The sequence below is a fragment of the Sulfurospirillum halorespirans DSM 13726 genome (assembly GCF_001723605.1).
Lineage (GTDB): Bacteria > Campylobacterota > Campylobacteria > Campylobacterales > Sulfurospirillaceae > Sulfurospirillum > Sulfurospirillum halorespirans.
The window spans coordinates 1,492,808-1,518,368 of the sequence record NZ_CP017111.1; the positions used below are offsets into that span (position 1 = coordinate 1,492,808).

Consider the following 25,561-nt stretch of genomic DNA (forward strand, 5'->3'; position numbering starts at 1 on the left):
TATGAAATTGCAACAGAAGATTACACTTTCTATTGTGTTAGGATTGGTCACTGGATTTGTTGTTTTTTTAGTCATTAACCATTCGATGATGAAAGAAACGACAAGTTCAGAAATTTATGAAAAGCTTAAAGATAAGTCATTTGGGTTGACTCAAAACATACAAAATTGGTTTGAATCAAAGCAACAAATCGCAAGTGCGTTAGCAGATGTTGCGCAAAAGATTGAAGATAGATCCCCTGAAAATTTACGAAGCTATTTGAATCTTGTCAATAAATCTGCGAAGATAGATGCTTCTATGGTTTACTATAAAGGTATGCCACTTCGTCATACCGATCCTAACTGGGCACCTTCTCCTGAGCAAGAAGAAGCCAATATGCCATATCAAATGATGCTCTCCAAAAAATTTAAAGAACAAGCGATCAGTCCTATTATTAAAAGTCCTATCGATAAAGTGACTGATTTGTTGGTTATTGTCTCTCCTTTTAATGGTGACAGTGAAGTGACCTTGGTTGTTGAGATTAAAGATATTAATGAAAAAGTACGTGAGAGTAAGTTTGAAGGTGGTTATGCTGCGTTGATAGGGGCTGATCACAAAATTATTGTTGATCCAAATGTAAAGATGCAAGGGAAGTCACTTTCTGAAAATGCTCCTGAATTAAAGTGGCTGGAAGAGGAAATTTTTTCTAAAAAATCAGGTTTAGCTGACTATAAAATGGCGGGGAAAGAATGGATAGCAGTATTTGATACCGTTGAAGCTACCGGCTGGAAAGTTGTCGTGACCGTAGACAAAGAAATTGCTTTTTCTAATCTAAATGCGCAAACTCAAAAATTACTCTTTATTAGTTTTGGCTTTTTCTTGTTAGGTTTGATTGGAATTTATGCTCTTTTAAAATGGCAGTTTAAACCACTGCACGCATTGCAGACGATGGTGAAAGATTTGTCATCAGGAGAAGGGGATCTCACTCAGCGTTTGAAAGTGCAAAGCAAGGATGAGTTAGCGGATATTGCTACTTCAGTAAACCTTTTTATTGAAAAGATTCAAATTTTACTTACCAACTCAAAAGAAAGTAGCAGTGAAAATGCATCGATTGCGCATGAACTTTCTACCACCTCTTTATCGGTAGGGAAACGCTCAGAAGAAGAGAGTTTAATCGTTTCCGCTTCCGTTACAGAGGGGCGCAATGTTTTGCAAGAAGTACAAAACGCTGTGAGTATTATCAAACATAACAGTGAACAATTAGATTTGGCAAATGTAAATTTTAAAACTATTCAAAAAGAGATGGATACAGTCAATTCAATACTACAAGTGGGTTCGAAAAAAGAAATAGAATTAGCAAAAAAACTTCAAGTTACTTCTGAGAATACAGAAGAAATAAAATAGACTTCTTTCATAACCCATCAAATAATCCTAAAACCACGATCAAAATTAATCAAAGCACAGATCAAATTAAAGCGTAATCCAAATCGTTTTCTGCGGTTACGATACTTTTCTCCAAGCATTTTAAAAGTCTTTATTTTTGCATTAATATGTTCAACGACAATGCGTAGGGATGCTTTTGCTTTATTGATAATTTTATCCTCCATACTAAGTGGATGTAGCTTGCTTTTTTTCTTTGGAATATCCGTATTAGGATGCAAAGATGTTATACCAAGATAACCCGTGTCTACAGATACTTTTGTCTCTTTTTTGATAGGTAACCGAGATGTTTTAAAGAGTTTGAAATCATGCATTGTGCGTGTACTGATTGCGGTACAAATGATACGACAATTCACATCAATCACAATTTGTCCTTTGGCAGTATGACGCTTTTTCTTCCCACTGTAGCAACGCCATTGTCTTTTTTTGGGCGTTGCACTGGGCATTCAGTCGCATCAATGACAATATATTCAAGTTCAATTCCTCCCTCTTGATGCAATGCTTTTTTACCAGGTAATGAAAACTTCCCTGAATGTATCAGTACCGTTTCTACCTCTTTTATAATCCTTGATGCTGTTGGTTCACTAATCTCATAATCAAATGCCATATGTGCCAAACTACGATATTCTCTATAGTATTCCAACATCAACAAAAGTTGCGTTTCTGGCAAAAGACGATTTGGTCTTCCACCTTGTTGTTTCTTCTTCTCATGATACTCACTATAGACTTCTAGCATCACCTCAAAAGTCTCTTTTTTTACACCTACCAACCGTTTAAATTCCGCTGGTCTTATCTGTTTTAATCGTTCATATGTTTTCATCACCCTTTAAAGCAATTTTTAGACCTTTTGGGGGTTATGAAAGAAGTCTAATATGTCCTAACCGTTATCGCTGATATTGCGGATCAAACCAACTTGCTTGCACTTAATGCCGCCATTGAAGCTGCACGAGCTGGAGAGCACGGACGAGGTTTTGCTGTGGTCGCTGATGAAGTTAGAAAATTAGCAGAACGCACTCAAAAAAGTTTGAGTGAAATTAATACCACCATTAATGTTGTTGTTCAATCAATTGCTGATGCAAGTGGAGAGATGGATTTTAACTCTAAAGAGATATTTAAACTTGCAGAGTTATCCTCAGAGCTCAAAACTATTGTAGGTGATAATGCAAAAATACTTGAATCTACAATTGCGAACAATCGTCAAAGTGTTCAAGACTTTGTACACGTCAATGAATCAGTCGATACTATGATTAAAAAAATACAAGAAGTAGATACTATTGCAAGTGCTAATGCTAGAAGTATTGAAGAGGTAGCAAGTGCTAGTGATCACCTCTCTTCGATGACTAATAAACTCGATAATGAACTTAAAAAGTTTAAAGTTTAAGCATGTCAGATATGTCTTCATTTTTGTGTCAAGACTGTATTGTTGATTTTAAGCAAGATGTGATGAATATGCTAATTCACACCATAGAACTAAAAGATATCTATACATCAGGCCATTCAGAGCAAGTGGCTCGTTATTGTTGTTCAATTGGTAATGCTCTTAACTTAGGGTTAAAGGATACAATTCTTTTATACCAATCTGCTTTTATGCATGACATAGGAAAAATTCTTATTGATCCTAAAATTTTGCAAAAAAATGATTATTTGACGAAAGAAGAATATGAGAGTGTTAAAAAACATTCTACTTTTGGAGCTCAAATGCTTCAAAATATCAATTTATTTCAAGAGCATGCTCAAATCGTTAAACATCATCATGAAAGATGGGATGGAACAGGCTATCCAGATGGTCTTACAAATAAAAAGATACCATTTTTTTCCAGAATCATTGCGATAGTTGATGCTTTTGATGCTATGACATCTATGCGAAATTATAAAAATAAATGCACATTTGATGAAGCTCTTAATGAGTTGGATCGTTGCAGTGGAACGCAGTTTGATCCGGAACTTGTTTCAATTTCCGTGAAAGTCCTCAGTGCATTTATTAACAACAACGCATTCAATAAAAAAATATGTTAAAGTTTAATAATGACATATAATAAAGTTTGATGAATAAAGGAAGACTATGTTAGATGAAATAAGAACAATTACCATCAAAGAATTAAAAGAAGAGATCAAAGAAAATCTAGAATATGCTCATCCCGAAAAAAATGAAAGTGTAGCTGCTGCCAATGCCTTTGGTGTACACTATGGATTTAAACCCTATGTAAATGATATTTTTTTTGCAACAGAAGATGAAGCGGTTGCCTATACGTTTAACACAGAAACAATCTATCAAAACATTAAAGAGCTTAATGATAGTGCAAAAGTTATTGAAAGTTATGATGATACAGAAGATACCTTGTGCTATGCTATTTTTAATGATATTGATAAAATTGCTCTTAAACAAGTCTTTTTTAGCCCCAAATCACAAAATGAAATTACAATCAAATTTCTCTTTGAAGAAGAGCAACTTTGTGTCTCTGATGAGAGTTCTCTAATGTTTACATGTAAACTAATGGATAGCGGTGAGACTGTATGGAACGAGGAAGAAAGTATTGAATTAATGTTCGAAAAAGAAGGGATTTTATACCCTGAGAATATTCGTAAGTTAGTAGAGGGCTTGTGGCTTTCTTGGAGAAACTATGAAAGAACTCTTGAAGAACTTGAAAAAGATCTAAATGCTTTAGTAGCATGGATTAATGCAATGACAAAAACAAAGCCCAATTTTATAGAATAAGTTGAAAGTTTTTATAATTCATGAGAAAGGAAAGCTAAATGAAGTTGGAAAAAAAGATTATCCTTTCTATTATGGGAGGTATGCTCTTAGGATTTACGGCATTTCTTAGTATCAACTATTCTATGATGTATGAAACAACCAGTACAGAAATCTATGATAAACTTAAAGGTAAATCTGCTGATTTAACACGAGATATTGAAGAATGGTTGGGAGATAAGCAGCGAACAGCTCTTGCTTTGGCTCGGCGTGCACAGAATCTTCAAGATAGATCACCTGCTAATGTACGAAACTATCTCTACCTCGTCAATCAATCTGCCAATATTGATGCTTCTATGGTTTACTACAAAGGTCAAACCCTCATTCATACAGAACCTGACTGGGCACTTACTCCACAAGAGGAAGAAGCCAATATGCCTTATCAAACGATGTTGGCTAATGGTTTTAATCCTACAATCAGTAAAGTTTTTAAAAGCCCTATTAATAAAATTGATAATATGGTTGCGGCGATTGCTCCTTTTAATGGAGATAGTGTGGCAACGTTGGTTGTTGAGATTAAAGATGTGGAAGAAAAAGTTTCTTCGAGTAACTTGGATGGAGGTTTTGCAGCACTTATCGATGTAGACCGAAGACTTCTTGTTGATCCAAATCCTAATTTTATCGGTAAGAAAATTTCTGAATTTAATCCAGAACTTGGCTGGATGGAAGAAAAAATATTTGCACTAAAGTCAGGATATATTGAATACCTTGTAAAGGGGAAAGTTTATTTGGCTTTTTTTGATACGATTGAATCTACAGGATGGAAAGTGGTACTCACGTTAAAAAAAGAAACTGCTTTTGCAAATTTGACGGTGCAAACAAAGAAGTTGATCTTGATTAGTGTAATCTTTTTTATTCTAGGTGCTATATTTATTGTTATCATTAATATTTTACATGAATATTGGAGACGCGAAATTGAGCTGAAACGAGATGAATATGAGTTTATTTTAGCACATCGTTCTCGCATCAGTGAGATAGGTGAACTCATCTCTGGGATTAATCATCAATTGCATCAACCTTTGAATTCTTTAAGTCTTTTATCCTCTTCAATGCTTTCCAAATCAAAAAATAAAACACTGACTTCTGAAGTTTTAGAAGAGAACCTTATCATGTCTCAAAAAGCTATTGCGCTTATGTCTACGACTATTGGGATGTTTCGAAACTTTTATAGGTTTGATGGAAATGCCACTACTTTTTGCTTAAAACAGTGTATAGACGGGGTTTTACAAGTTCTTTATATTGATTTTTCTCGTCACAATATCAGTGTTGAGATTGACTGTGATAGATGTGACATGTTAAACATTACTTCTGTAGATAACTTCATTCAACAAGTATTACTGGTTCTGCTTCAAAATGCAAAAGAAGCATTACTGATGACGAATGACAGAATAGATAATAAAATACAAATCCATGTTTCTCTTGATGGTGAATTAGTCAACGTTGATATTGCAGATTGGGGAGAGGGAATTAGTAAAGCGATTGAAGAAAAACTTTTTGACAATATTAAAAGTTCTAAAAAAACTTTAGGCAGTGGTATTGGGCTTTATTTTGCAAGAAAATTAGCCAGAGAAAAACTCAAAGGTGATCTTGTATTGGTGCAATCTTCAATGCCAACAATATTTAGATTTTCTTTTAAAAATTATTTATCTCCAAAGGAGCAAAACGATGCATCTGCAAACGCTTAATTTACTTAATGATATCTGTGTACTTATAGTCGAAGATGATGAGATTGCAAGAACGACGATTAAACAAGATATTAAGCCCTATTGCAAAGCTTGCTATGAAGCGGCAGATGGACTAAGTGGATTGCAAAGTTTTAAAGAACATCATATTGATGTTATTATCACGGATATTCATATGCCTGGTATTAATGGACTGGATATGATTAAAGAGATATTAAAACTCAAATCCGAACAATTGTTTATCGTTATGACTTCTTATGATAATGATAAAAACTTGATTGAGAGTATGAAAGAGGGAGCGTGTAGTTTTTTGCGTAAGCCTTTAGATATAGAAGAGTTACAAACAGCTCTTATAATGAGTTTAGGAAGAATCAAATATACGACAAAAATTCTTAGTGAAAGTGTTTATATTGATTACCAAAAAGAGATTATATATATAGATAATCAACCTGTTTTTCTCTCACATACAAGCAATAAAATATTTTGGTTATTGTCTTACAATATAGGTCGTTTGGTTTCTTATAATATGATAGAAGATTACATTTACGATGGCGAATCTGTTAATAAAAATATCTTACACAATGCTATCCTGAGAATTAAAAAACAACTTCACTCTATTGATATTGAAAACATCCCAAGTGAAGGATATATTTTAAAAGTTAAAACATTGTAATTAGTTTTAGCGAGTCAAATTAACTATCAAAAAATTTATTTCTGAAGCAAATGATTAAATGTACAGGACAGAATAGTGTTTTTGTTTGTGTACAAGGATATTTTATAAAGTAAAACTACTTCATTACATGGTTTACATGTAAGCATTTTCTATCTTCAACACCTCCTTTAATTTTAAGTTTTTTTTAATTTTCAGATGAGTTCTCTGATAGTGTATTGCTTTATACTTAAACTTAGAAATTAAAAAGAAAGGTTGTAACGTGAAAAGAGTTTTTCCAATACTTGGCATCTTTCTTTTTTCCATTGTGTTACTGTGTATCTCTGTACAGGCTGTTGACAATGCTATGTCACCTACTACTACAGCCAAAGAGGCTACACCTGTGATAGAAGTAAGCAAGGAATTAAGAGACCAATACCCAATCAAATCGCACCATGCGAAGTTATCCATAGATTGTATTCACTGTCATGATGACCAAGGACGTGTTCCTGCTAAATTTGAATACATTGGGGATAAAGGGTGTCTTAGCTGTCATGGAAGTAAAGAAAAAATGGCCAAACGAACAGGATTTATGGATATGTTCCATACCAATCCTCATAATTCCTATCATGATGGCCCAACATTATCATGTGATGAGTGTCATAAAGAACATGAACCTTCACAAAATAGATGTATGGAGTGTCACGAAAAAGAGGTTCCTAATTGGATGAAGAAGGTAATGCCATGATAAAAAATATTTTTACGTCTATTAAAAAGAAAATTCCACTTCTTTTAGTTGTAGGAATTGTTGTAGGCTTTATCGTTTCTTATACATCCTATGAAGCAATATCAAGAACAGGAACGCCTCAGTTTTGTGTTGTTTGTCATGAAATGGCGCCGATGAGAGCATCATATGATAACGATGTTCATGGTGGCAACGGTAAAACAGGCATAAGAGTCAATTGTGTTGATTGCCATCTTCCTCATAATAATCTTGTCAATTATGTTTTTACAAAAGCAAAAAATGGAATGTCTGAAGTAGGTACTCATTTTTTTGGAAATCCAGATGCTATAGACTGGCAACAAAAGAGAGAAGAGCGAGCTAAATTTGTTTATGATGATGGATGTATTAAGTGTCATAGCAATTATGCAACAAATGAAAAAATAAGTCCAAAAGCTCGACAAATGCATGAGCATTATAATGGACTTCTTGGTACAAATAAAGAATTGGGTTGTGCAAGTTGTCATGCAGAGATAGGACATAACGGACTTAATAATATGTTAAATATTTATAAGCCAGAACACGCTCTTTATGAAAAAGGCTCTGCAAAAGAAAAAATTAAAATAAATGAAAAATTATACGGAAAAGGAAGTTCTAATTAACAAAGTATCCCCTAAAACAAAAATAAAAAACAGAACAGAATAAGGTGCTCGCAAGAGTCAATACATACGAAAAATCAAAAAAGGAAAAAAGATGACAAATCAATCAAGACGAAATTTTTTTAAGACCAGTGCAATTGGTACAGGAGTTGTGGCATTAGGTGCAACAGGAATTGGTTCAAGTTTGAGTGCTGCAGAAAAAGGTCCAGATTTAGATAAAGCAGCTGCGCAACCTTTTATCACTGAAAGAGGAATTGCTCCTTCAAAAAATCCTGCATATCCAAATACTTTACCAAAAGTTGATGCAAGCCAAGTTAAAGAGACTGTTGAAGCTGATATTATCGTCATTGGAGCTGGTTTTGCAGGTATGTGTGCAGCTATTTCTGCTGTAGAAGTTGGTGCAAAAGTAATTGTGTTGGAAAAATATAAAAGACCAGGTGCCCGTGGTGGCCATATTACTGCATTTGGTTCAGATTTTCAAGATAAACACGGAATCACTAAAGATATTCATCCAAGACAAATCGCGAAAGAACTTGAACGATGGGGACAAGGACGTGTTGATGAAGACTTACTAAGACTCTTTATTGAAAAAAGTGGCGCATGTATGGATTGGCTCGATAACACATTGAAAACAAAAGGCTTTCAAAATGGTCAATGGTTTGAAGGTTGTAAAGATCCATTCTATTATGAACACCCAGTAACACATATGTTTAGAGATAAAAATGGCGTACCTGGTAACGCACCTGTGGTTGATGCTCTTGTTGAAATTGCAAAAGAGAAAGGCGTAGATGTAGTTTTTGAAGCGAGAGCACTTAAACTTGTTAAAGATGGTAATAAAGTTACAGCAGTTATTGCTAAAACCAAAAAAGGTTATGTTCAATATGCAGCTAAAAAAGCTGTTATTATAGCATCAGGCGATTATGCTTCAAATCATGATATGGTTTCTTACTACTCTCAAACATCATCACTTGCAGATGCTCAAATTTATTTTCCAAGTAAATCCAATACCGGTGATGGTCATATGATTGCTATGGATATTGGTGGTGCTATGCAAAGAGATGCAAACCATGCTGCAGTTATTCACTTAGAAGCAGGTGCAAAAAGTTATAACTTTTTACATGTAAACGCATATGGTAAACGTTTTAAAAATGAAGATATCAATACACAATCAATGAGTTGTGGTAAATTGTATCAAAAAGATGGCATTGCTTGGTCTGTTTATGATGCAAACGGTCTTAGCTATGCAGAAGAGATGATGAAGAAAAAAATTGGTGGTGGTTTATTCTTTGGCCAACAAGATAAAATTGTAGGCGTTAAAGAATGGAGCATGGACGATGAAAAACATATGCTTGAAAAACATATTTCTGAGGGAAAAGTTGTTGTTGCTAACACTCTCGAAGAACTTGCAGATAAAATGGGTGTTCCAAGAGCAGAATTTGTTAAAACTGTTAAAAGATACAATGAAATTGTCAAGGTTAAGAATGATACAGATTTTGGTAAAAGATCTGAATGTCTTTATCCTGTTGAAAAGGCACCTTTTTATGCTGGTAAGCTTTTGGCAACATTACTTACAATGTGTGGCGGTCTTAGTACGGATGATAGAATGCTTGTTCTTGATAAAGATGATAAAGCATTTGATAACCTCTATGTTGCTGGTGCTGCACAAGGTAACTTCTTTGCAGGCGATTACCCAACAATCTGTCCAGGTATTGGTCATGGACGTTGTATGACATTCGGACGCCTTACTGGTCTAGTTGCTGCAGGTAAGAGTGTTAATGATGTTAAAACAAAAATGACACTATAAGTTACATTTTTGAGATAGGTCTGCTTGTAATAAGCAGACCTTGTATGTACCCTTGCGAGGTTATATACAAGGTCTTTTATCTTATATCTCTACATAGCAATAGATAAAACGTTATTAAAGGATATGGAATGAACATTAAAATCTCAAATATTGCTAATCTTCCATCCAAATTTGGAAATTTAAAAATCCAATCTTTTCAAGAAGGTATTAAAGAGCATTTAGTGATTTTCAAAGAACCTCTTGGGCAGATTCCATTGGTTAGAATTCATAGTGAATGTTTAACAGGGGATGCACTTGGCTCTTTAAAATGCGATTGTGGTGAACAGCTTGAGTTTGCATTGCAGAATATCTCATCACTTGGTGGAATGATCATTTACTTACGTCAAGAAGGACGCAATATTGGTTTGTTTAATAAAGTAAATGCCTATGCGCTACAAGATCAAGGGTTCGATACTATTGAAGCAAATCATCAGTTGGGTTTTAAAAGTGATGAACGTAGTTATGAAGTGGTAGAAACTATTTTAGAGCATTTTAAAATTGATAAAATTCGTTTGCTTACGAATAACCCTAAAAAAATGAGTTGTTTAAAAAACATTATGATTATTGAAAGATGGCCAATTATTATACCTTCAAATAATCATAACGTTGATTATTTGAAAACTAAAAAAGAAATGATGGGTCATTTACTTTAAAGGAAAAACATGAATGCAATATTAAGCGATCAAAAAACATTCCAGGCTATTATCCGCGTTAATCAAGCGATTGAGGATATTAGACAAGGCAAGATGGTTGTTATGGTAGATGATGAAGATAGAGAAAATGAAGGTGATTTAGTTTATGCTGCTTCTTTTTCTACACCACAAAAAGTTAATTTTATGGCAAGTCATGCAAAAGGGCTTATCTGTGTTGCTATTTCAAAAAAGATAGCAAATAGATTGCAATTAGAGCCTATGGTCAAAAAAAATGATTCATCATATGAAACCGCTTTTACAATTACAGTCGATGCAAGAACAGCAGCAACGGGTATATCTGCAGGTGAGCGTGATATGACCATAAAAATTTTAGCAGATGGTGGATCGCATGAATCAGAACTCGTTCGTCCCGGCCATATTTTTCCATTGATTGCTAAAGAGGGTGGTGCATTAGTAAGAATAGGTCATACTGAGGGTTCTGTAGATTTATGTCGTTTAGCAGGACAGGGTGACTCTGCCGTTATTTGTGAAATCATGAAAGAAGATGGAACAATGGCTAGACGTCCTGATCTGGATATCTTTTGTGCGAAGCATGAATTAAATATTGTCTATATTTCTGATATTGTAGAGTATCGCATGATGAATGAATCACTTATTCGTGTTATTGCCGAATCAACAACGCAATTTTTAGGCAAAGATGCCAGACGTTATGACTTTGTGGATCATAATGATAACCATCATATAGCCTATGCGTTTGGAAATATTAAAAATAGATCAGCAGTAAAATTTCATAGTATTATGCCTGATAATGAACTTTTAGCTGATACAAAAAAATATAATAGCTTAATTCAAGCCATACACTATCTGCAAAAAAGTGGTGGAGTATTGATTTTTATGGATAATGGAACACAAGATATGTCTAAAATTCGTGAATACGGTATAGGTGCGCAAATAATTAAACATCTAGGTATAGAAAATATAGAACTTTTAAGTGATAGTAAGAATAAAGAGTTTGTTGGCATTAGTGGGTTTGGCCTTAGCGTCATTAAAAGTACGAATGTTAATGAAACTGTTGCTTAAAATAACAAGTATTTATTGTCAATGAAAATAAAGAGTAAAAAAGGTATCAGTGTAATGGGTTTCTATCTTGTAGCGTATGGTTTAAGTTGTGTTGTGTTGGGAATGATGATTGGCACATGCATTCAATTCTCTAAAATTAATAAATGAGTCTGCAATGGATTATATCAGTATATCCATTTTGTTAAAATGTATGATATGAAGGATAATAATGAATATTGTAGAAGGTAAATTGTCCCTAAATGGTGACGAAAAAGTTGCTATTATTAATGCACGCTTTAACCATATCATCACAGATCGTTTGGTAGAAGGAGCGCGGGATGCCTATTTGAGACATGGTGGCAAAGATGAAAATTTAGATCTTGTTTTGGTACCGGGTGCATTTGAAATTCCAATGGCACTTAATCGTCTTTTGGCTTGTAGTAAATACGATGCAGTATGTTGTTTAGGTGCAGTAATACGTGGTTCAACGCCACATTTTGACTATGTGTCTGCAGAAGTGACCAAAGGTGTGGCCAATGTAGCACTTCAATTTGCTAAACCAGTCGCTTTTGGTGTCCTGACAGTGGATAGCATTGAACAAGCAATTGAACGAGCAGGTAGTAAAGCAGGTAATAAAGGTTTTGAAGCAATGGTTACTGTCATTGAACTATTAAGTCTATACTCTGCATTAAAGAATTAAGAAAAAGTTATAGATGTAGATATTGATAGAATTGATGGTGTTTTTTTGAGCATCGAGATAGATAGAAATACTACTGAATATTATTTAATGATTAAAGAATTAGTAGAAAAATTATTATTATCTACAAACAACCTATAATTATTTTCTATACTTACATTTATAATAATTAAATATTTTAAAAATAAGGATAGAATATGGCACACATAGCACTTTGCGTCTATGAAAATATGAGTGATTCTGTTAAAAAACATGCGGATAAGAAATTGGAAAAAACGGGTAGCTTGGGTGAGATATTTCAGCTACTTGCATTAAATGAAGACGTTTATTTTGCTACAGATACTATGGTTTCCAAGTTTCTCTTGAAAGAAACATTACTCCCTTATGTCACCAAACAAAGAATTGCAATATTAGTATCATTGGATAATGGGTGTAAAATGTGTGCAGGTGTACACAAGCAACTTGCACGGGCTTTAGGTGTGAGTGAGGTTGAAATTGAAGAAATAGCATTAGGTATTGATGCCCTAAGTTGTAGTGAAGCTGAAAAAAGGTTACTTCATTTTTGTATTCGTGCCTCAAAAAAAGATAACTATAAAATCATGAAAGAAGATATAGAAGTTATCAAGGCGTTTGGATACAGTGAAAAAGAGATCTTTGAAGCGGTTTGTATTGTTGGATATTTTAATTATATCAATACCTTATCTAATACATTTGGTCTTGGAAGCGAATAAAACATAAAATATTAGGGACGACTTTTTATCTTACTTTTTTTTTAAAAGCGTTCCTTTAACACAAATTATTGTCTGATATATTGACAAAATCTTTATAAAATCTCCAAAAATATAAAAAAAGAAAAGTATTTACTTATTACTTCGTAAATATTATTAACTTTCATTATTTTAAAATTAAAATCTATATCTTTCCTATAACAAAGCTATAACTTTTGTATATCATTCTTAAAATGTGAAATTAATTCATAAACACATTAAAAAATAAATAACTGTACTTGGGGTTATTTATAAAAGGTTACAAGAAGGTTTGAATACCACTGTGTAAGTTGTTACTCTTGGTATTTTTTAAGGAGGAAGTATGGAAAAGAAAAAAAAGCCTGAACTCTCAAGAAGAGATTTTGGTAAGTTGATTATCGGAGCTGGAGCTGCAGCAACGATAGCTCCATTTGGTGTACCAGGTGCAAATGCAGCTGAAAAAGAGAAAAATGCAGCTGAAATTCGTCAACAATTTGCAATGACTGCAGGTTCTCCCATCATAGTTAACGACAAATTGGAAAGATATGCTCAAGTACGAACAGCGTTTACTCATCCAACCTCAATGTTTAAACCAAACTACAAAGGTGAAGTGAAACATTGGTTTTTATCATCATGTGATGAGAAAGTACGTCAGATTGAAAATGGTGAAAATGGTCCTAAGATGAAAGCTAAAAATGTAGGAGAAGCTAGAGCAGGTCGTGCACTTGAAGCTGCTGGATGGACCTTAGATAATAACTTTGGAGGTTCTTTTGGAAGTTATTATCCAAATAGATTTTCTATGTTATGGTCTGGTGAGACTATGCTTAACACCCAAATGTGGGCAACAGTAGGGTTAGATAGAAGACCTCCAGATACAACTGATCCTGTGGAACTTACAAATTATGTAAAATTTGCTGCACGTATGGCAGGTGCTGATTTGGTAGGTGTTGCAAGATTAAATCGTAACTGGGTTTATTCTGGGGCAGTAACTATACCAGATGAACAATCTTGGCATAAAGAGATTGAAAAGCCAATCGTTTTCAAAGATGTTCCACTACCAATAGAAACTGATGATGAATTAATTATCCCTAATACTTGTGAAAATGTTATCGTTGCAGGTATCGCTATGAACCGCGAAATGTTGCAAACAGCTCCTACCAGTATGGCATGTGCAACAGTAGCATTTTGTTATTCACGTATGTGTGTGTTCGATATGTGGTTATGCCAGTTTATTCGTTATATGGGTTACTATGCAATTCCATGCTGTAATACTGTTGGACAATCAGTTGCCTTTGCTGTTGAAGCAGGTTTAGGACAAGCTAGTCGTATGGGTGCTTTTATTACTCCTGAGTTTGGACCAAACGTAAGACTTACAAAAGTCTTTACAAATATGCCTTTAGTTCCAGATAAGCCTATCGACTTTGGAGTAACAGAATTTTGTGAAACATGTAAAAAATGTGCACGTGAGTGTCCTTCAAAAGCAATTACTGAAGGTCCAAGAACTTTTGAAGGACGAAGTATTCATAATCAATCAGGTAAATTACAGTGGCAAAATGACCATAGTAAATGCTTAGATTATTGGCCGGAATCTGGTGGAAATTGTGGTACGTGTTTTGCTGTATGCCCGTTTACTAAAGGTAATATCTGGATTCATGATGGCGTTGAATGGCTTATTGATAACACAAGATTCTTAGACCCATTAATGCTTGGTATGGATGATGCATTGGGCTATGGTGCAAAACGAAATATTACAGAAATTTGGGATGGAAAGATTAATACATATGGTCTAGACGCAGACCATTTTAGAGACACTGTAAGCTTTAGAAAGGATAGGGTTAAAAAATCATGAAATTATTAAATATTTTAAATTATAAAGCGCTTGGTTTGAGTTTACTTTATTTGGCATTGATTTTGGTTACTTTCCAAATTTCAATGGGAAGTTATGGAGAGGATGAGCCACAAGCTGGTAGTATATTAATGGTTGCTGGATTGATTTTTTCGATCATCGGCGTTTTTCTTTTAATGAAGTTCAAGCCAACATATATTTTATGGGAAAAGCTTAAGCGTTAATTTCTAAATCTATGCATAAAGTAGGGTTTACATCATTACATGTAAACCCTACTTTTCTCTTTTTCTAAGTCATAAATATGCTTAAATATACAGCACGTTTAGCTTGACATTCCCATTATTTTGGAGTGACTCCAAAGCGCTGATGAAGTGGCTGACTTGATTATGACATTTATGCAGGGATTACGAGTTCAATCACGAAATCAATACTCTGGTGATGCAATCAAGCGAGCCATAAAAACATTTTTGGCTTTGATAAAGTCAATGGAAAAGAAAAAAAGTATATTTTTAGGTTTGTAATTGATATAAGAAAACGTTATAACTTTTTTTTCAGTTTTAAGAGAGATGACTTGGTAAATAACTCTCTTTTGAGCTAGATCGCCAATTATCTCTCTTGTTTTAAAAAGTTAGAGTCGTAATGCGCTCTTCTTTCTCTTTTTCATAATAAGCTTCTACGCACTCTTTATACGCTGTTAAAAATAACATGCTGCATCGTGATTCTTTAGAATCGTCATCTTTGATTTGTTTCAAAATATTACCAGCTAAAATGTAAGTCTCTGAAAGCGTAGCATTAAAAGCAGAATCTAAATAAAGCGAAGCTTGTGCAAGCAGTGATGGGCAACCTTTGATTTCAAAACCACATCTGACAGTCTTATCATCTTCAATTTGCATAGTAAGGACAACTTTACCTTTTCCATCGGGGTGAAGGCATGTCGCTTTGGCATTGTAATTATCTAATAGTCCATAAAAACGAGGGTTTTTCATATGGTCTTCTAATTGGCTTATGAGCCCTGTGTAGTCAAAATCATCACGCATAGTGTTTATTCCTTTAGTTATAAATTTTAATTATGGCAAAAAAGTATAGGACGTTTATAGGTAAAATATAAGTTAATTAGACGAAAAAACCTATTATCTCATACTGCGCATTCCTAATGTCTAGAAGTATTTTCATACAAATATAGCATATTAATTAACATGGCTAAGATCAATGATAAATTTTGCGCCTTTTTTAGAATTCTTTACATGTAAAGAACCACCGATGTTTTTTTCTATGATAATTTTTGCCATATAAAGCCCCAAACCAGTGCCATTTTTTTCTTTTTTAGTGCTAAAGTATGGGTCAAATATCTTCTCAATGATCTCAAGATCAATTCCTTCTGCATTATCTTCTATGAATATTTCTTTGTTTTTGATAGTAATCCATATCTGTTTGTCTTCTTTGGTTTTCAAGGCATCTTTGGCGTTGCTCATGAGAATGGTTAAGACTTGAATGAGTTCATTTTTACATCCAATGATAGTACTTTCATCGCTCTTTACATGTAAAGAAATTTGTTCTTGTTTAAAAGGTGTTCGGAGTAATACCATGGCACTCTCAACGGCGCTTTTAAGGAGAAAAACACGCTCCTCTTTTTTTGTAGAAAAGAAATTTAAAAAATCATTGATAGTATTTGACATGTATTTTATCTGTGTATTGGCTTCATGGACCTTTGTTTTCAATTTTTCATGTGAAAGCATTTGAAGTTCACTGGTCATTTCAATGTTGGCCAAAGTTGTTGAGACATTGTTAAGAGGTTGTCGCCATTGGTGAGCGATACTTGCAATCATCTCGCCCATTGCAGCAAGGCGTGATTTGGCTAAAAGCTCTTTTTGAAAAGAGAGTTTTTCATAAAAGAGTTTACTCAACCTGATATAAATAGAAAAGCACAGTAAAATTGCAGCAATAGTATTGGTGACCTGCATATTGTTGATGTAGGTGCCCTTGTTTAAGTAGGTATCAAAGAATTTGATATCAAATGAAGAAAAATAGAAGATAAATGGGTAGTAGATAAAGGCTGAGCTGATGATGTATAAAACGGAGACTGTGAAATCTTTTTTGAGGTTGACAATACCAACCATGAAAAAAAAGGGTAGAATTAATGCTGCTATAATGTAGCTGTAGTGGTCAAAGATAAAATTGTAGATATTTAATATTAAAGAGAAGAGAAGGCTTATATTGATAAATTTATCAACCCAAAGATAATTATTTTCTGTTTCAAAAAAGTATTTAGTAAAGAGTAGAAAAGTGATAATGTGAAGGGCAGGGAAGAAGATATTAAAAAGGACAATGATATTTTTATTGGAAAAGTTTAACCACTCTAATAAGACGACAATATCAGGAGAACAGTAGAGTGTTGGGGGTAAAAGTACCAAGCAATAGTATCCCAAACTTTTTTCTTTGATAGAAAAAAATACGATTAAGTTAAAGAAAAATATACTAATTAAAATTCCGAAAAAGAATCCATTGTCAAAATAAGACTTATCTGTTGAAATAACACTAAAGGTTTTTTCTTGATTAACTATTTTTATGGATTTAAAGACATCATACCCTTTTTTTTCATTAGATTTTACATATAGGGTTAAAGTTTCATTGGGGCTAATGATAAAATTATCAAATACAAACCCAGTGCGATCTTGGTCATAAAGTGAAGAATGTTTTAGTATTTGATTATGTTTAACATAATAAAGATCCAATTTGGCGTTGTACCAAAAGAAGATAATGCTTTTTTCAAGTTGTTGAACATTATTATTGGACATAGGTATTTTTATCCAAAAATTTCTGTTATCTAAATTTCGCATATCAGAGTATTGTAGATTTACTTTCGAAAAACTAGGATTATTAATAGCTTCATCAATAGATATATCTTTTTTAAGGAGATACGTTGATGGATTTTCTAAATTAATATAAGGCAAAGCACAAGCAGGAGAAAGTATTAATAAATAAACAATCAAAAAAGAGCGTAGTAGTTTCATTTATAGAGTTTCAATTTATAACCAAGTCTTGCTACATTAATAATAGTCTCTGGAGGCAAATGTTTTCGGATATCTCGTACTAACGAACGAATAGCGGCACTACTCATACCTTCTTCCCAGATATTATTTTCAAACTCTTGATAACTAACAATTTCATTAACACGTTTTAGTAAATATTCTAAAAAAGTGATTTCACTTCTTCTCAAAATTACATCTTTCTCATTGACAAAAAGAGCACGTTTAATAGTGTCATAATAAACTATATCAGAAAAATAAATTTTTTCATTTTTATTGTTTTTAAGATTAGCAACACATTTTTTAAGAGCATTTTTGAGATCAATCGCGGTGACAGGTTTTAGGATATAAGCTGCTAGATTAAGTTCAACGGCTTTTAAAAAATACTCAGTGTCTGTATAAGCAGTAGCAATGACAAGAGGTATTTTTTGGTTAAATTCACGAATTTGTTCACACACTTCAAGTCCATTAAAGTAGGGCATTTCGATGTCAAAAATAGCAATATCAATAGTATTGTTTTGAAAGATTTGAAGAGCTTCTTTCCCATCTTTGGCTAAATATACTTTTTTGCAAAAAAGAGAAAGTATTTCTCCTATGTTTTCACGAGTTTGTTCTTCATCATCTGCATAGAGTATTGTATAAGAAGCGAGCATGTTAAATCCCTGAAATTTTATGAATAATGTACGTATTATAAAAAAAGAAATATAGAACTTGTAGATAAAAAATATTTTCCTTCTATTTTAGTTATACAACGGTTGCATAAGTTTTAAATACAATTTTCATAATAAGTCAGATGTTAAATGGTTGTACTTGGGATCATTTAATTAAAGGTTACAAGAAGGTTTAAAATCATTATCATGATTGTATGGTAGATGATTTTTTAAGGAGTAAATATGGAAAAGAAAAAACCTGAACTTTCACGTAGAGATTTTGGAAAGATAGTTGCTGGCGTTGGTGTTGCGGTTACTATTGCACCATTTGGGGGCACAGATGCTCATGCAAAAGAAAAAGCATCGCAAGAGATTCGTCATCAATTCGCGATGCCAGATGGGGTATCTCCTATCAAAATCAATGAAAAGTATGAAAGATTTAATGAGGGGCATGTGGCATTTTATCATCCCTCTTCAGTGATGATTCCAAACTTCAAAGGAGAAACTAAGTTTTGGGTGTTTTCTATGATGGACCAAAAGCAAAATTTGATTAATACAGCACAACATGCACCTGGCGTTAAAGCTCCAAGTGTTGCTGAGGCAAGATCTGCTAGAGCATGGGAATCAGCTGCGTGGACACTGAATGAAATGCTAGGATATGGAAAGCCAAATAGAAAGATGCATTTATGGGATAATTTTAAAGCAGCAAAGGATTGGCCACATATCTATAACAAAGCACCAGATGAAAAAGATCCTGCCATATTAACAAATCAGATTAAATACGTTACAAGATTAGCAGGGGCTGACTTAGTGGGTATTGCAAGATTGAACCGAAATTGGATCTTTAAAGAGGCTTTTACTACAGTATCAGATAAGCCTGAGGATGATAATAACTTTATCACAAAGCCAATTAACTTTAAAGATATTGAAAAACCAACGGAAACAGAAGATGAATACATTATTCCAAATAGCTTTGCCAATGTTATCGTTTCTGCTTTTGCGATGAACCGTGATATGATGCAGTGTTTGGCTACTTCTATGGCACATGCAGCTGCGGCACTTTGTTACTCTCGTATGGTGGCGCATGATATGTGGATTTGTCAGTTTATTCGTAACCAAGGCTACTATGCAATACCAAGCTGTAATGGTGTTGGACAATCAGTTGCCTTTGCTGTTGAAGCAGGTTTAGGACAAGCTAGTCGTATGGGAACTATCATCACCCCTGAGTATGGACCAATGGTTCGTCTTTCTAAGATCTTTACCAATATGCCTCTTATTCCCGATAAACCAATTGATTTTGGTGTTACAGAGTTTTGTGAAACATGTAAAAAATGTGCAAGAGACTGTCCTTCCAAGGCAATCTCAGAAGGGCCACAATCCTATGAAGCACGAGATATTCATAATGCAAATGGCCGCTACCAATGGCACAATGACCATAAAAAATGTTTACAGTATTGGGTTGAATCGGGCGGAGACTGTGGCATATGTGTAGCTGTTTGCCCCTTTACAAAAGGCAATATTTGGATTCATGATGGCGTTGAATGGTTGATTGATAAAACAAGATTCCTTGATCCTGTAATGCTAGGTATGGATGATGCACTGGGTTATGGTAAAACACGAAATGTAGAAGAAGTATGGAAAGGTAAAATCAATACCTATGGTTTAGATACATCTCACTTTAAAGATACGGAGACAACAGGAAAGGATAGGGTAAAAAAATCATGAAATTATTAAATATTTTAAATTATAAAGCAATTGGTTTGAGTTTACTTTATTTGGCATTGATTTTGGTTACTTTCCAAATTTCAATGGGAAGTTATGGAGAAGATGAGCCACAAGCTGGTAGTATATTAATGGTTGCTGGATTGATTTTTTCGATCATCGGTGTTTTTCTTGCAATGAAGTTTAAGCCAAACTATATTTTATGGGATAAACTTGAGCGTTAATCTTTGAATTGATTATTAAATAAAAGGTACAAAGTCTACCATTTTTTGGAAGTAATGTACCTTTTTTGTTTTGTATTTCTGTTAAAGCGATATTTTTGGGAGTAATGGCGATAGTACTATTTTAAAAAACAAGAGACTATGGAAGTTTTAAGATAAACTCGGCTCCTCTTTTATTGTTTGCAACTTGAATACTCCCTTTTATATTATTTTCCATAATGATTTTTGCTGTGTAGAGTCCAAGTCCTGTTCCATTCTTTTCAAGTTTTGTTGAAAAATAAGGCTCAAAAATTCGATGAATAATTTTGCTATCAATTCCCCCTGCATTATCGCTAATGGATATCTCATTTTTACTTGTTTTAAAATAAATCTTTCGATCTTCTTCAGGATTATCTTTGAGTGCATCTTTTGCATTCGTTAAGATGGTGATAATGACTTGTATAAGTTCATTTTTATATGTATTGATTTCAAACATTGCATCGCACTGTGTGTAAATTTGAATATGATTGCTTTCAAAGGATGTGCGCATAAAAGAGAGTGAATCATCAATGATTTCTTTACATGAAAAAGTAGATTTTTGCTTTTTCTGAGAAAAAAAGTTCATGAAATCTTCTATGGTATTGGTCATATGACGAATCTGCAAATGCATCTCATTGAGTTTGTCTTGTAAGGTTTTTGGTGAGAGTTTATCAAGCTGGCTGTGCATGTCTATATTGACAACGATAGAGGAAAGATGACTCAGTGGTTGCCTCCATTGATGGGCAATATTGGCAATCATTTCTCCCATCGCACTAAAGCGTGAGCGTACAAGTATCTCTTTTTCAAATTGCCTTTTTTCTTCTAAGATCGAGAGTAGCTTTATATAGGTTACAATGCTTAGGCATAAAGAGCATAGTGTGCTGGTGACTTGAAGGTAATTGTTCATATTTTGTACACCATCAAAATTGAATATTCTAATAAAGGACTCCATAAATAGAGGGTAGATTAATAAAATCATCGCGATAGAATAAAGGGAAGCTTGCAGTTTGTCTTGTTTTAACATAATGAGACCAATTAAAATAAAACCTGGTAATAATATACCTGGATAAAAAATAATCAAAGATCCATTTGAAAAGATGAACTGTATAATTACCATTAGTATACAAGAGAGCATGTAAAAATTTAAAATGCTATTAATCGTGGCATGCTTATATTTGAGATCAAAAAACTCTTTGGTGAAAAGGGTAAGTGTCATCAAAATACTAAAAGGATTAGCCACTTTCATAATGTTATAGAGTATTGACTTTTCAAGGTATGGACTCAGTGCTGAGTAAAAGCTCCAGTGTAAGTTTGAGGTAATGAAGATAATGGACATTACAAACAAGACATAATAAAAGTAGCTTTTTAAGGATGTCATAAAGTACATAAATAAACTTGCAAAAAGAATGGTAAGTAAAATACCAAATAAAAGACCATGTTTATAAACGCTCTCATAGTTACTAATTTCTGATATAAGTTGTTCAGTATTGATGATATAAGCAGCAGAAAAATCATCCACTAATGGGTGATCATTGACTTTGATATAGATGGTACTTTCTTCATTAGGTCCTATAATGAAAGAGTAGTAAGAAATACCATTGTTTATGCCATCACTTACAGACTTAGTTTCGATGATTTTATTGTCTTTGCTATAGTAAACTTGGAGGTTGATATTCTTCCAGTAAAAAAGAAGTGTTTTATCTAGCTCTTTATTGAGTGTGTTTTTGAGAGGTATTTTTAACCAATAGTTCTTTGTAAATTGCTTTCTTAAAAAAACGGAAAGGTTATTGTTTTTGATGAAATCGCTATGCTTGAGAGCATCTTCTATAAAGATATTTTCATTTAAAAGATACGTATTTCGATGTAATAAGAGTTTCTCTTCATTTAAAGTAATTACGCCACTAAATAAAGAGAGTGTCAAAAGAAAAAAAAGAAAGAAGAACTTCATTTTTGAAGAACCAGCTTGTATCCAACTTTTGGAATATTTTGAATGCTCTCTTTGGTTAGGTGCTTTCTTAGATCTTTGACAAGGGTTCGAATAGCTGGACCACTCATCCCTTCTTCCCAAATATTATACTCAAATTCACTATAGTTGATAACTCTATTAGGATTTTTCAACATATATTCAAGAAATTGCATTTCAATATTCGTTAATCTGACTTCACTATTATTGATATACAGTGTTCGTTCACCTACATTATAATATGCGCTCTGATTGATGTGAATTTCGCTATTTTTAGAATAACTTAATTGCTCTTCACATTTTTTAAGTGCTTTTTTCAAATCAGAAGTTTCTATTGGTTTTAAAATATAAGAGGTTAGATTTAATTCAACTGCTTTTAAAAAATATGCCGTGTCTGTATAAGCTGTAGCCATGACAATCGGGATATTTTTATTGCTTTTTCTGATTTTTTCGGCCACTTCTAAGCCATTAAGATAGGGCATCTCAATATCGAGTACCATGATATCTGGAGACTCATTTTGATACAATTCATATGCCTTTTCCCCATCTTGTGCTAGAAGTACATCATCAAAAAGAAGAGAAAGAATTTCTCCAATATTTTTACGAATTCCTGCATCATCTTCTGCATAAAGTACTTTATAGTTTTTAAACATGTGTGAACCTATCCTATAGTTTATAACTATGATTCTATCAGATATTTTGTTAAAAATTAACTTAAAAGAGTAAAAATTATCTATTTAATAGTTACCCTATATTTCACCTATAAGTTACCTATAAATATTCATAAAATTCAAGGTTCTCTCTTTATTGCACACAAAGTTACTACAAGTTTTATGTACTATGGAGTTTTAGTGTTGAATGTTGATTGTATTAATACAAAAATAAAGGAACGACATGTTTAGACAAGTAGTATCGTTGACGTTATTGGTTTCATTGCTGGCAGTTGGGAGCTCTGGTATTTTGATGATTATACTGAATAGTTTTGAGTTTCAGTTTCAGATGCATCCTGTTCATAAGATTTTTGGAGTCTTGATGGTTTTATCCGGTAGTCTACACCTGTATCTTAACTTCGGTTCAGTAAAAAAATACTTGAATATAAAAAAGATGGCACTTTTTACAGGAGTATTGAGCATAATAATGGTTTTACTTTATGGTGTAGGTATTAATAAACCATTAAACATAGAAAAAATAAAGCAGATGGAAAATATTGCAAAAACATTAGAAGAGTAAACAAAATTTCCTCAGAACTGGGTTAAAACTTCTCTGAATATCTACACATAATGAAGGACTTTATGATAAAAGTCCTTCTTCTATCTTATTTGATTTTATGACTACAAAGAGATAAAACTTTATGTTGTATTAAAAAAAAAGGTAAAATTTTTTATTCATCTATTTTCTCCGCACAACTTATCTATTTTTTTTTCTTATCATTACATAGCAATAAAAATAAGTAATGATAAGAGAGTCTTAGTGCTAGGACAATCTTTAAGAGAGAAAAAGATGAATTTTAATCGAAGAAAATTTTTAATTTACAGCGCAGAAGCAGGAGCGATGTTCGGTCTTGTTGGAGCTGTTCCGTTAATGTCAGGAGAACATCACTACTTACGACCTCCAGGCGCCATTAAAGACGATACTTTTTATAAAGCATGTATTAAATGTGGTGCTTGTGTTTCAGCATGCCCCACTAAAGCGGTGACACTTATTGATCTTTGTTGGGATGTTAAAAATATCGGCACACCTATAATTGATATCAAAAATGGTGGCTGTATTGCTTGGGGAAAAGAGTGTCTTTTATGTGTTAAAGCTTGTCCAACAGATGTTTTGAGTGTAGTTAAAGATTTAAAAGAAGAAAAGCTTGGTCTTGCCATTATAAAAGAAGAAGAGTGTGTGAATTGTATGGTTTGTTTTTTACATTGCCCCATTGAGGGAGTAGTACTCTTTCCAAATCCAGAAGTTCCTGATAAACCTTATACTAAAGAACGTGATATACCTACAAAAATAAAACTCAAAGATTCCCCGTTAAAGCCTTATATTGTTAAAGATAAATGCATTGGGTGTGGATTGTGTGCTCATTATTGTCCTCCACGGTGCATTGATATGATTCCTATAGCAGACGTAAAAAAGGTAGCAAAAAATGAATCAAATTAATAAAGTTATTAATGTAAAAAAATTACAAATCATTAGAAAAAGTGTACATAACTTTTCTATGCTAAGCATTATACTAGGTGCATTTGGCATCATAACTGTTGCCGGAACATGTTATGTAAGTATTGGTTATTTTAGGCTTATTTGTCCAGTTGGTTTTATAGAGCTCTCTCTAGCAACACACACTATTAATACAAAACTTATCGTACCTTTTTTAACAATTTCAGTTCTTCTTTTTTTAGCGGGAAGATCGTTTTGTTCTTGGGGTTGTCCTACGTCTTATATGGGCGGAATTATACGTAAAATGACATCTAATGAGACCTATAAAAAATACACTAAAGTAAAAAATAAAGTGCAAAAGTATGTACCGCAACCTGGTATGGATGATATCTTTGTCATGATGATAGGTACATTAATAGGAATATTTGTATTTCAGTATCCACTACCTTGCACAATTTGTCCATTAGGAATCATTTCACGGGCTCTTATTGAAACAGTCAATCATTCTACAATTACGCATTTTCACATTGCACTACGTTATGACACTTTATTGTTAATAATTCCTATCGTATCTATGTTTTTATTTGTAAGAGGTTGGTCACAAGTTTGCCCTGTCGGTTCATTGAAAGGGCTTATGTCAACGTATAACAAGACAATCGTTCCTTCAACAACAGAAGCATGTGTCAACTGTAAGTTATGTGAACAAGTATGTCCTGTTAATATTGGACATCGTAGAGGGCTTCCTGATATGAGTATTTGTATCAAATGTATGCTATGTGCAGAATATTGTCCGCAACATGCCATAGACATTGTTGCTTTATACGAGCATAAAAAAACAAAATTTAAAGAAGTAAAAGATGTGAATGTACTGAATACATCCATTGAAACAATGAATAAAACAGCTTAATTAACTTTACAAAAGGGATTATAAAATGGGCGTAACCAATGGTTACAAGAAAAAGTATATAAGTTTGGCGGCTATTCTCACTTGTGCCGTTAGAACAATATTTTTTTCTGAAGAGGTTAAAGTGAATAATATTGAAACTATATCGGTTCTTTCCTTTTTGAGAAGAGATGATTATGTGTGTTATT

The 25,561-nt window shown here is 33.3% G+C and carries 26 protein-coding genes and 1 pseudogene; 20 read left to right on the forward strand and 7 right to left on the reverse strand.

Annotated elements, in window-relative coordinates; all coding sequences use genetic code 11:
• The first annotated feature begins 1 nt into the window (after position 1).
• A complete protein-coding gene (locus tag SHALO_RS07455) occupies positions 2 to 1,381 on the forward strand; it encodes a methyl-accepting chemotaxis protein (protein ID WP_069478032.1) in 1,380 nt (459 codons plus the stop codon).
• 17 nt (positions 1,382 to 1,398) lie between these two features.
• Here SHALO_RS07455 and SHALO_RS15730 read toward each other — a convergent pair whose 3' ends face one another.
• Together SHALO_RS15730 and SHALO_RS15735 are read right to left on the reverse strand one after the other, a co-directional pair.
• Complete coding sequence (locus SHALO_RS15730; RefSeq protein WP_084010640.1) at positions 1,399 to 1,863, reverse strand: transposase family protein; 465 nt, start codon at positions 1,861 to 1,863, stop codon at positions 1,399 to 1,401.
• Complete coding sequence (locus tag SHALO_RS15735; RefSeq protein WP_069477036.1) at positions 1,779 to 2,237, reverse strand: transposase family protein; 459 nt, start codon at positions 2,235 to 2,237, stop codon at positions 1,779 to 1,781. Before SHALO_RS15735 ends, SHALO_RS15730 begins: the two co-directional genes overlap by 85 nt.
• A gap of 54 nt (positions 2,238 to 2,291) precedes the next feature.
• On the opposite strand from SHALO_RS15735, the pseudogene SHALO_RS15740 reads away from it, so the two are divergent.
• The 14 genes and pseudogenes from SHALO_RS15740 to SHALO_RS07535 form a co-directional block, all read left to right on the forward strand.
• Positions 2,292 to 2,496: pseudogene (locus SHALO_RS15740) on the forward strand (methyl-accepting chemotaxis protein); the annotation flags it as partial.
• A gap of 304 nt (positions 2,497 to 2,800) precedes the next feature.
• Positions 2,801 to 3,433: an HD-GYP domain-containing protein gene (locus SHALO_RS07475; RefSeq protein WP_025344654.1), complete on the forward strand. Its 633-nt coding sequence runs from the start codon at positions 2,801 to 2,803 to the stop codon at positions 3,431 to 3,433.
• Between the two features lie 46 nt (positions 3,434 to 3,479).
• Positions 3,480 to 4,133 carry a hypothetical protein gene (locus SHALO_RS07480; RefSeq protein WP_025344655.1) on the forward strand — a complete coding sequence of 218 codons (654 nt, stop codon included), beginning with the start codon at positions 3,480 to 3,482 and terminating at the stop codon, positions 4,131 to 4,133.
• A gap of 38 nt (positions 4,134 to 4,171) precedes the next feature.
• The gene (locus SHALO_RS07485) at positions 4,172 to 5,854 is read left to right on the forward strand and encodes an ATP-binding protein (protein ID WP_025344656.1); all 1,683 of its coding nucleotides are present in this window, start codon (positions 4,172 to 4,174) and stop codon (positions 5,852 to 5,854) included.
• Positions 5,835 to 6,524, forward strand: a complete 690-nt coding sequence (locus SHALO_RS07490) for a response regulator transcription factor (RefSeq protein WP_025344657.1) — start codon at positions 5,835 to 5,837, stop codon at positions 6,522 to 6,524. The genes SHALO_RS07485 and SHALO_RS07490 overlap by 20 nt, the downstream gene beginning before the upstream one ends.
• A 259-nt stretch (positions 6,525 to 6,783) precedes the next feature.
• Positions 6,784 to 7,248: a cytochrome c3 family protein gene (locus SHALO_RS07495; RefSeq protein WP_025344658.1), complete on the forward strand. Its 465-nt coding sequence runs from the start codon at positions 6,784 to 6,786 to the stop codon at positions 7,246 to 7,248.
• A complete protein-coding gene (locus SHALO_RS07500) occupies positions 7,224 to 7,883 on the forward strand; it encodes a cytochrome c3 family protein (RefSeq protein WP_223809794.1) in 660 nt (219 codons plus the stop codon). The genes SHALO_RS07495 and SHALO_RS07500 overlap by 25 nt, the downstream gene beginning before the upstream one ends.
• 91 nt (positions 7,884 to 7,974) lie before the next feature.
• The gene (locus tag SHALO_RS07505) at positions 7,975 to 9,684 is read left to right on the forward strand and encodes an FAD-dependent oxidoreductase (RefSeq protein ID WP_025344660.1); all 1,710 of its coding nucleotides are present in this window, start codon (positions 7,975 to 7,977) and stop codon (positions 9,682 to 9,684) included.
• Between the two features lie 128 nt (positions 9,685 to 9,812).
• Positions 9,813 to 10,376, forward strand: a complete 564-nt coding sequence (gene ribA / locus SHALO_RS07510) for a GTP cyclohydrolase II (protein ID WP_025344661.1) — start codon at positions 9,813 to 9,815, stop codon at positions 10,374 to 10,376.
• 9 nt (positions 10,377 to 10,385) lie between these two features.
• Positions 10,386 to 11,456, forward strand: a complete 1,071-nt coding sequence (locus SHALO_RS07515; RefSeq protein WP_025344662.1) for a bifunctional 3,4-dihydroxy-2-butanone 4-phosphate synthase/GTP cyclohydrolase II — start codon at positions 10,386 to 10,388, stop codon at positions 11,454 to 11,456.
• Positions 11,457 to 11,664: 208 nt separating this feature from the next.
• Positions 11,665 to 12,135: a 6,7-dimethyl-8-ribityllumazine synthase gene (gene ribH / locus SHALO_RS07520; protein ID WP_025344663.1), complete on the forward strand. Its 471-nt coding sequence runs from the start codon at positions 11,665 to 11,667 to the stop codon at positions 12,133 to 12,135.
• Positions 12,136 to 12,329: 194 nt separating this feature from the next.
• Positions 12,330 to 12,863, forward strand: coding sequence for a carboxymuconolactone decarboxylase family protein (locus SHALO_RS07525; RefSeq protein ID WP_025344664.1), 534 nt, complete (start codon positions 12,330 to 12,332; stop codon positions 12,861 to 12,863).
• Between the two features lie 358 nt (positions 12,864 to 13,221).
• On the forward strand, positions 13,222 to 14,727 hold the full coding sequence (locus tag SHALO_RS07530) for a reductive dehalogenase (RefSeq protein WP_069478034.1): 1,506 nt from the start codon (positions 13,222 to 13,224) through the stop codon (positions 14,725 to 14,727).
• Positions 14,724 to 14,948: a hypothetical protein gene (locus SHALO_RS07535; protein WP_025344666.1), complete on the forward strand. Its 225-nt coding sequence runs from the start codon at positions 14,724 to 14,726 to the stop codon at positions 14,946 to 14,948. The genes SHALO_RS07530 and SHALO_RS07535 overlap by 4 nt, the downstream gene beginning before the upstream one ends.
• Before the next feature lie 396 nt (positions 14,949 to 15,344).
• Here the strand turns inward: SHALO_RS07535 and SHALO_RS07540 are convergent, their stop codons facing one another.
• From SHALO_RS07540 to SHALO_RS07550, 3 genes are all read right to left on the reverse strand, one after another.
• Entirely contained in the window at positions 15,345 to 15,761 is a 417-nt protein-coding gene (locus SHALO_RS07540) for an iron-sulfur cluster assembly scaffold protein (RefSeq protein WP_025344667.1), read from the reverse strand.
• 150 nt (positions 15,762 to 15,911) lie between these two features.
• Positions 15,912 to 17,735 (reverse strand): sensor histidine kinase, encoded by a 1,824-nt coding sequence (locus SHALO_RS07545; protein ID WP_025344668.1) that lies wholly within the window; start codon positions 17,733 to 17,735, stop codon positions 15,912 to 15,914.
• A complete protein-coding gene (locus tag SHALO_RS07550) occupies positions 17,732 to 18,403 on the reverse strand; it encodes a response regulator transcription factor (RefSeq protein ID WP_025344669.1) in 672 nt (223 codons plus the stop codon). The genes SHALO_RS07545 and SHALO_RS07550 overlap by 4 nt, the downstream gene beginning before the upstream one ends.
• Positions 18,404 to 18,643: 240 nt before the next feature.
• On the opposite strand from SHALO_RS07550, the gene SHALO_RS07555 reads away from it, so the two are divergent.
• A complete protein-coding gene (locus SHALO_RS07555; protein WP_025344670.1) occupies positions 18,644 to 20,125 on the forward strand; it encodes a reductive dehalogenase in 1,482 nt (493 codons plus the stop codon).
• The gene (locus tag SHALO_RS07560) at positions 20,122 to 20,346 is read left to right on the forward strand and encodes a hypothetical protein (RefSeq protein WP_025344671.1); all 225 of its coding nucleotides are present in this window, start codon (positions 20,122 to 20,124) and stop codon (positions 20,344 to 20,346) included. The genes SHALO_RS07555 and SHALO_RS07560 overlap by 4 nt, the downstream gene beginning before the upstream one ends.
• 136 nt (positions 20,347 to 20,482) lie before the next feature.
• On the opposite strand, the gene SHALO_RS07565 is transcribed toward SHALO_RS07560, so the two are convergent.
• Both SHALO_RS07565 and SHALO_RS07570 read right to left on the reverse strand, forming a co-directional pair.
• Positions 20,483 to 22,309, reverse strand: coding sequence for a sensor histidine kinase (locus SHALO_RS07565; RefSeq protein ID WP_069478036.1), 1,827 nt, complete (start codon positions 22,307 to 22,309; stop codon positions 20,483 to 20,485).
• Positions 22,306 to 22,977: a response regulator transcription factor gene (locus SHALO_RS07570; RefSeq protein WP_069478037.1), complete on the reverse strand. Its 672-nt coding sequence runs from the start codon at positions 22,975 to 22,977 to the stop codon at positions 22,306 to 22,308. The genes SHALO_RS07565 and SHALO_RS07570 overlap by 4 nt, the downstream gene beginning before the upstream one ends.
• A 241-nt stretch (positions 22,978 to 23,218) precedes the next feature.
• On the opposite strand from SHALO_RS07570, the gene SHALO_RS07575 reads away from it, so the two are divergent.
• From SHALO_RS07575 to SHALO_RS07585, 3 genes are all read left to right on the forward strand, one after another.
• Positions 23,219 to 23,554: a DUF4405 domain-containing protein gene (locus tag SHALO_RS07575; protein WP_025344674.1), complete on the forward strand. Its 336-nt coding sequence runs from the start codon at positions 23,219 to 23,221 to the stop codon at positions 23,552 to 23,554.
• A gap of 240 nt (positions 23,555 to 23,794) precedes the next feature.
• The gene (locus SHALO_RS07580) at positions 23,795 to 24,472 is read left to right on the forward strand and encodes a 4Fe-4S dicluster domain-containing protein (RefSeq protein ID WP_145923245.1); all 678 of its coding nucleotides are present in this window, start codon (positions 23,795 to 23,797) and stop codon (positions 24,470 to 24,472) included.
• Complete coding sequence (locus SHALO_RS07585) at positions 24,459 to 25,376, forward strand: 4Fe-4S binding protein (RefSeq protein ID WP_069478038.1); 918 nt, start codon at positions 24,459 to 24,461, stop codon at positions 25,374 to 25,376. The genes SHALO_RS07580 and SHALO_RS07585 overlap by 14 nt, the downstream gene beginning before the upstream one ends.
• Positions 25,377 to 25,561: the final 185 nt, after the last annotated feature.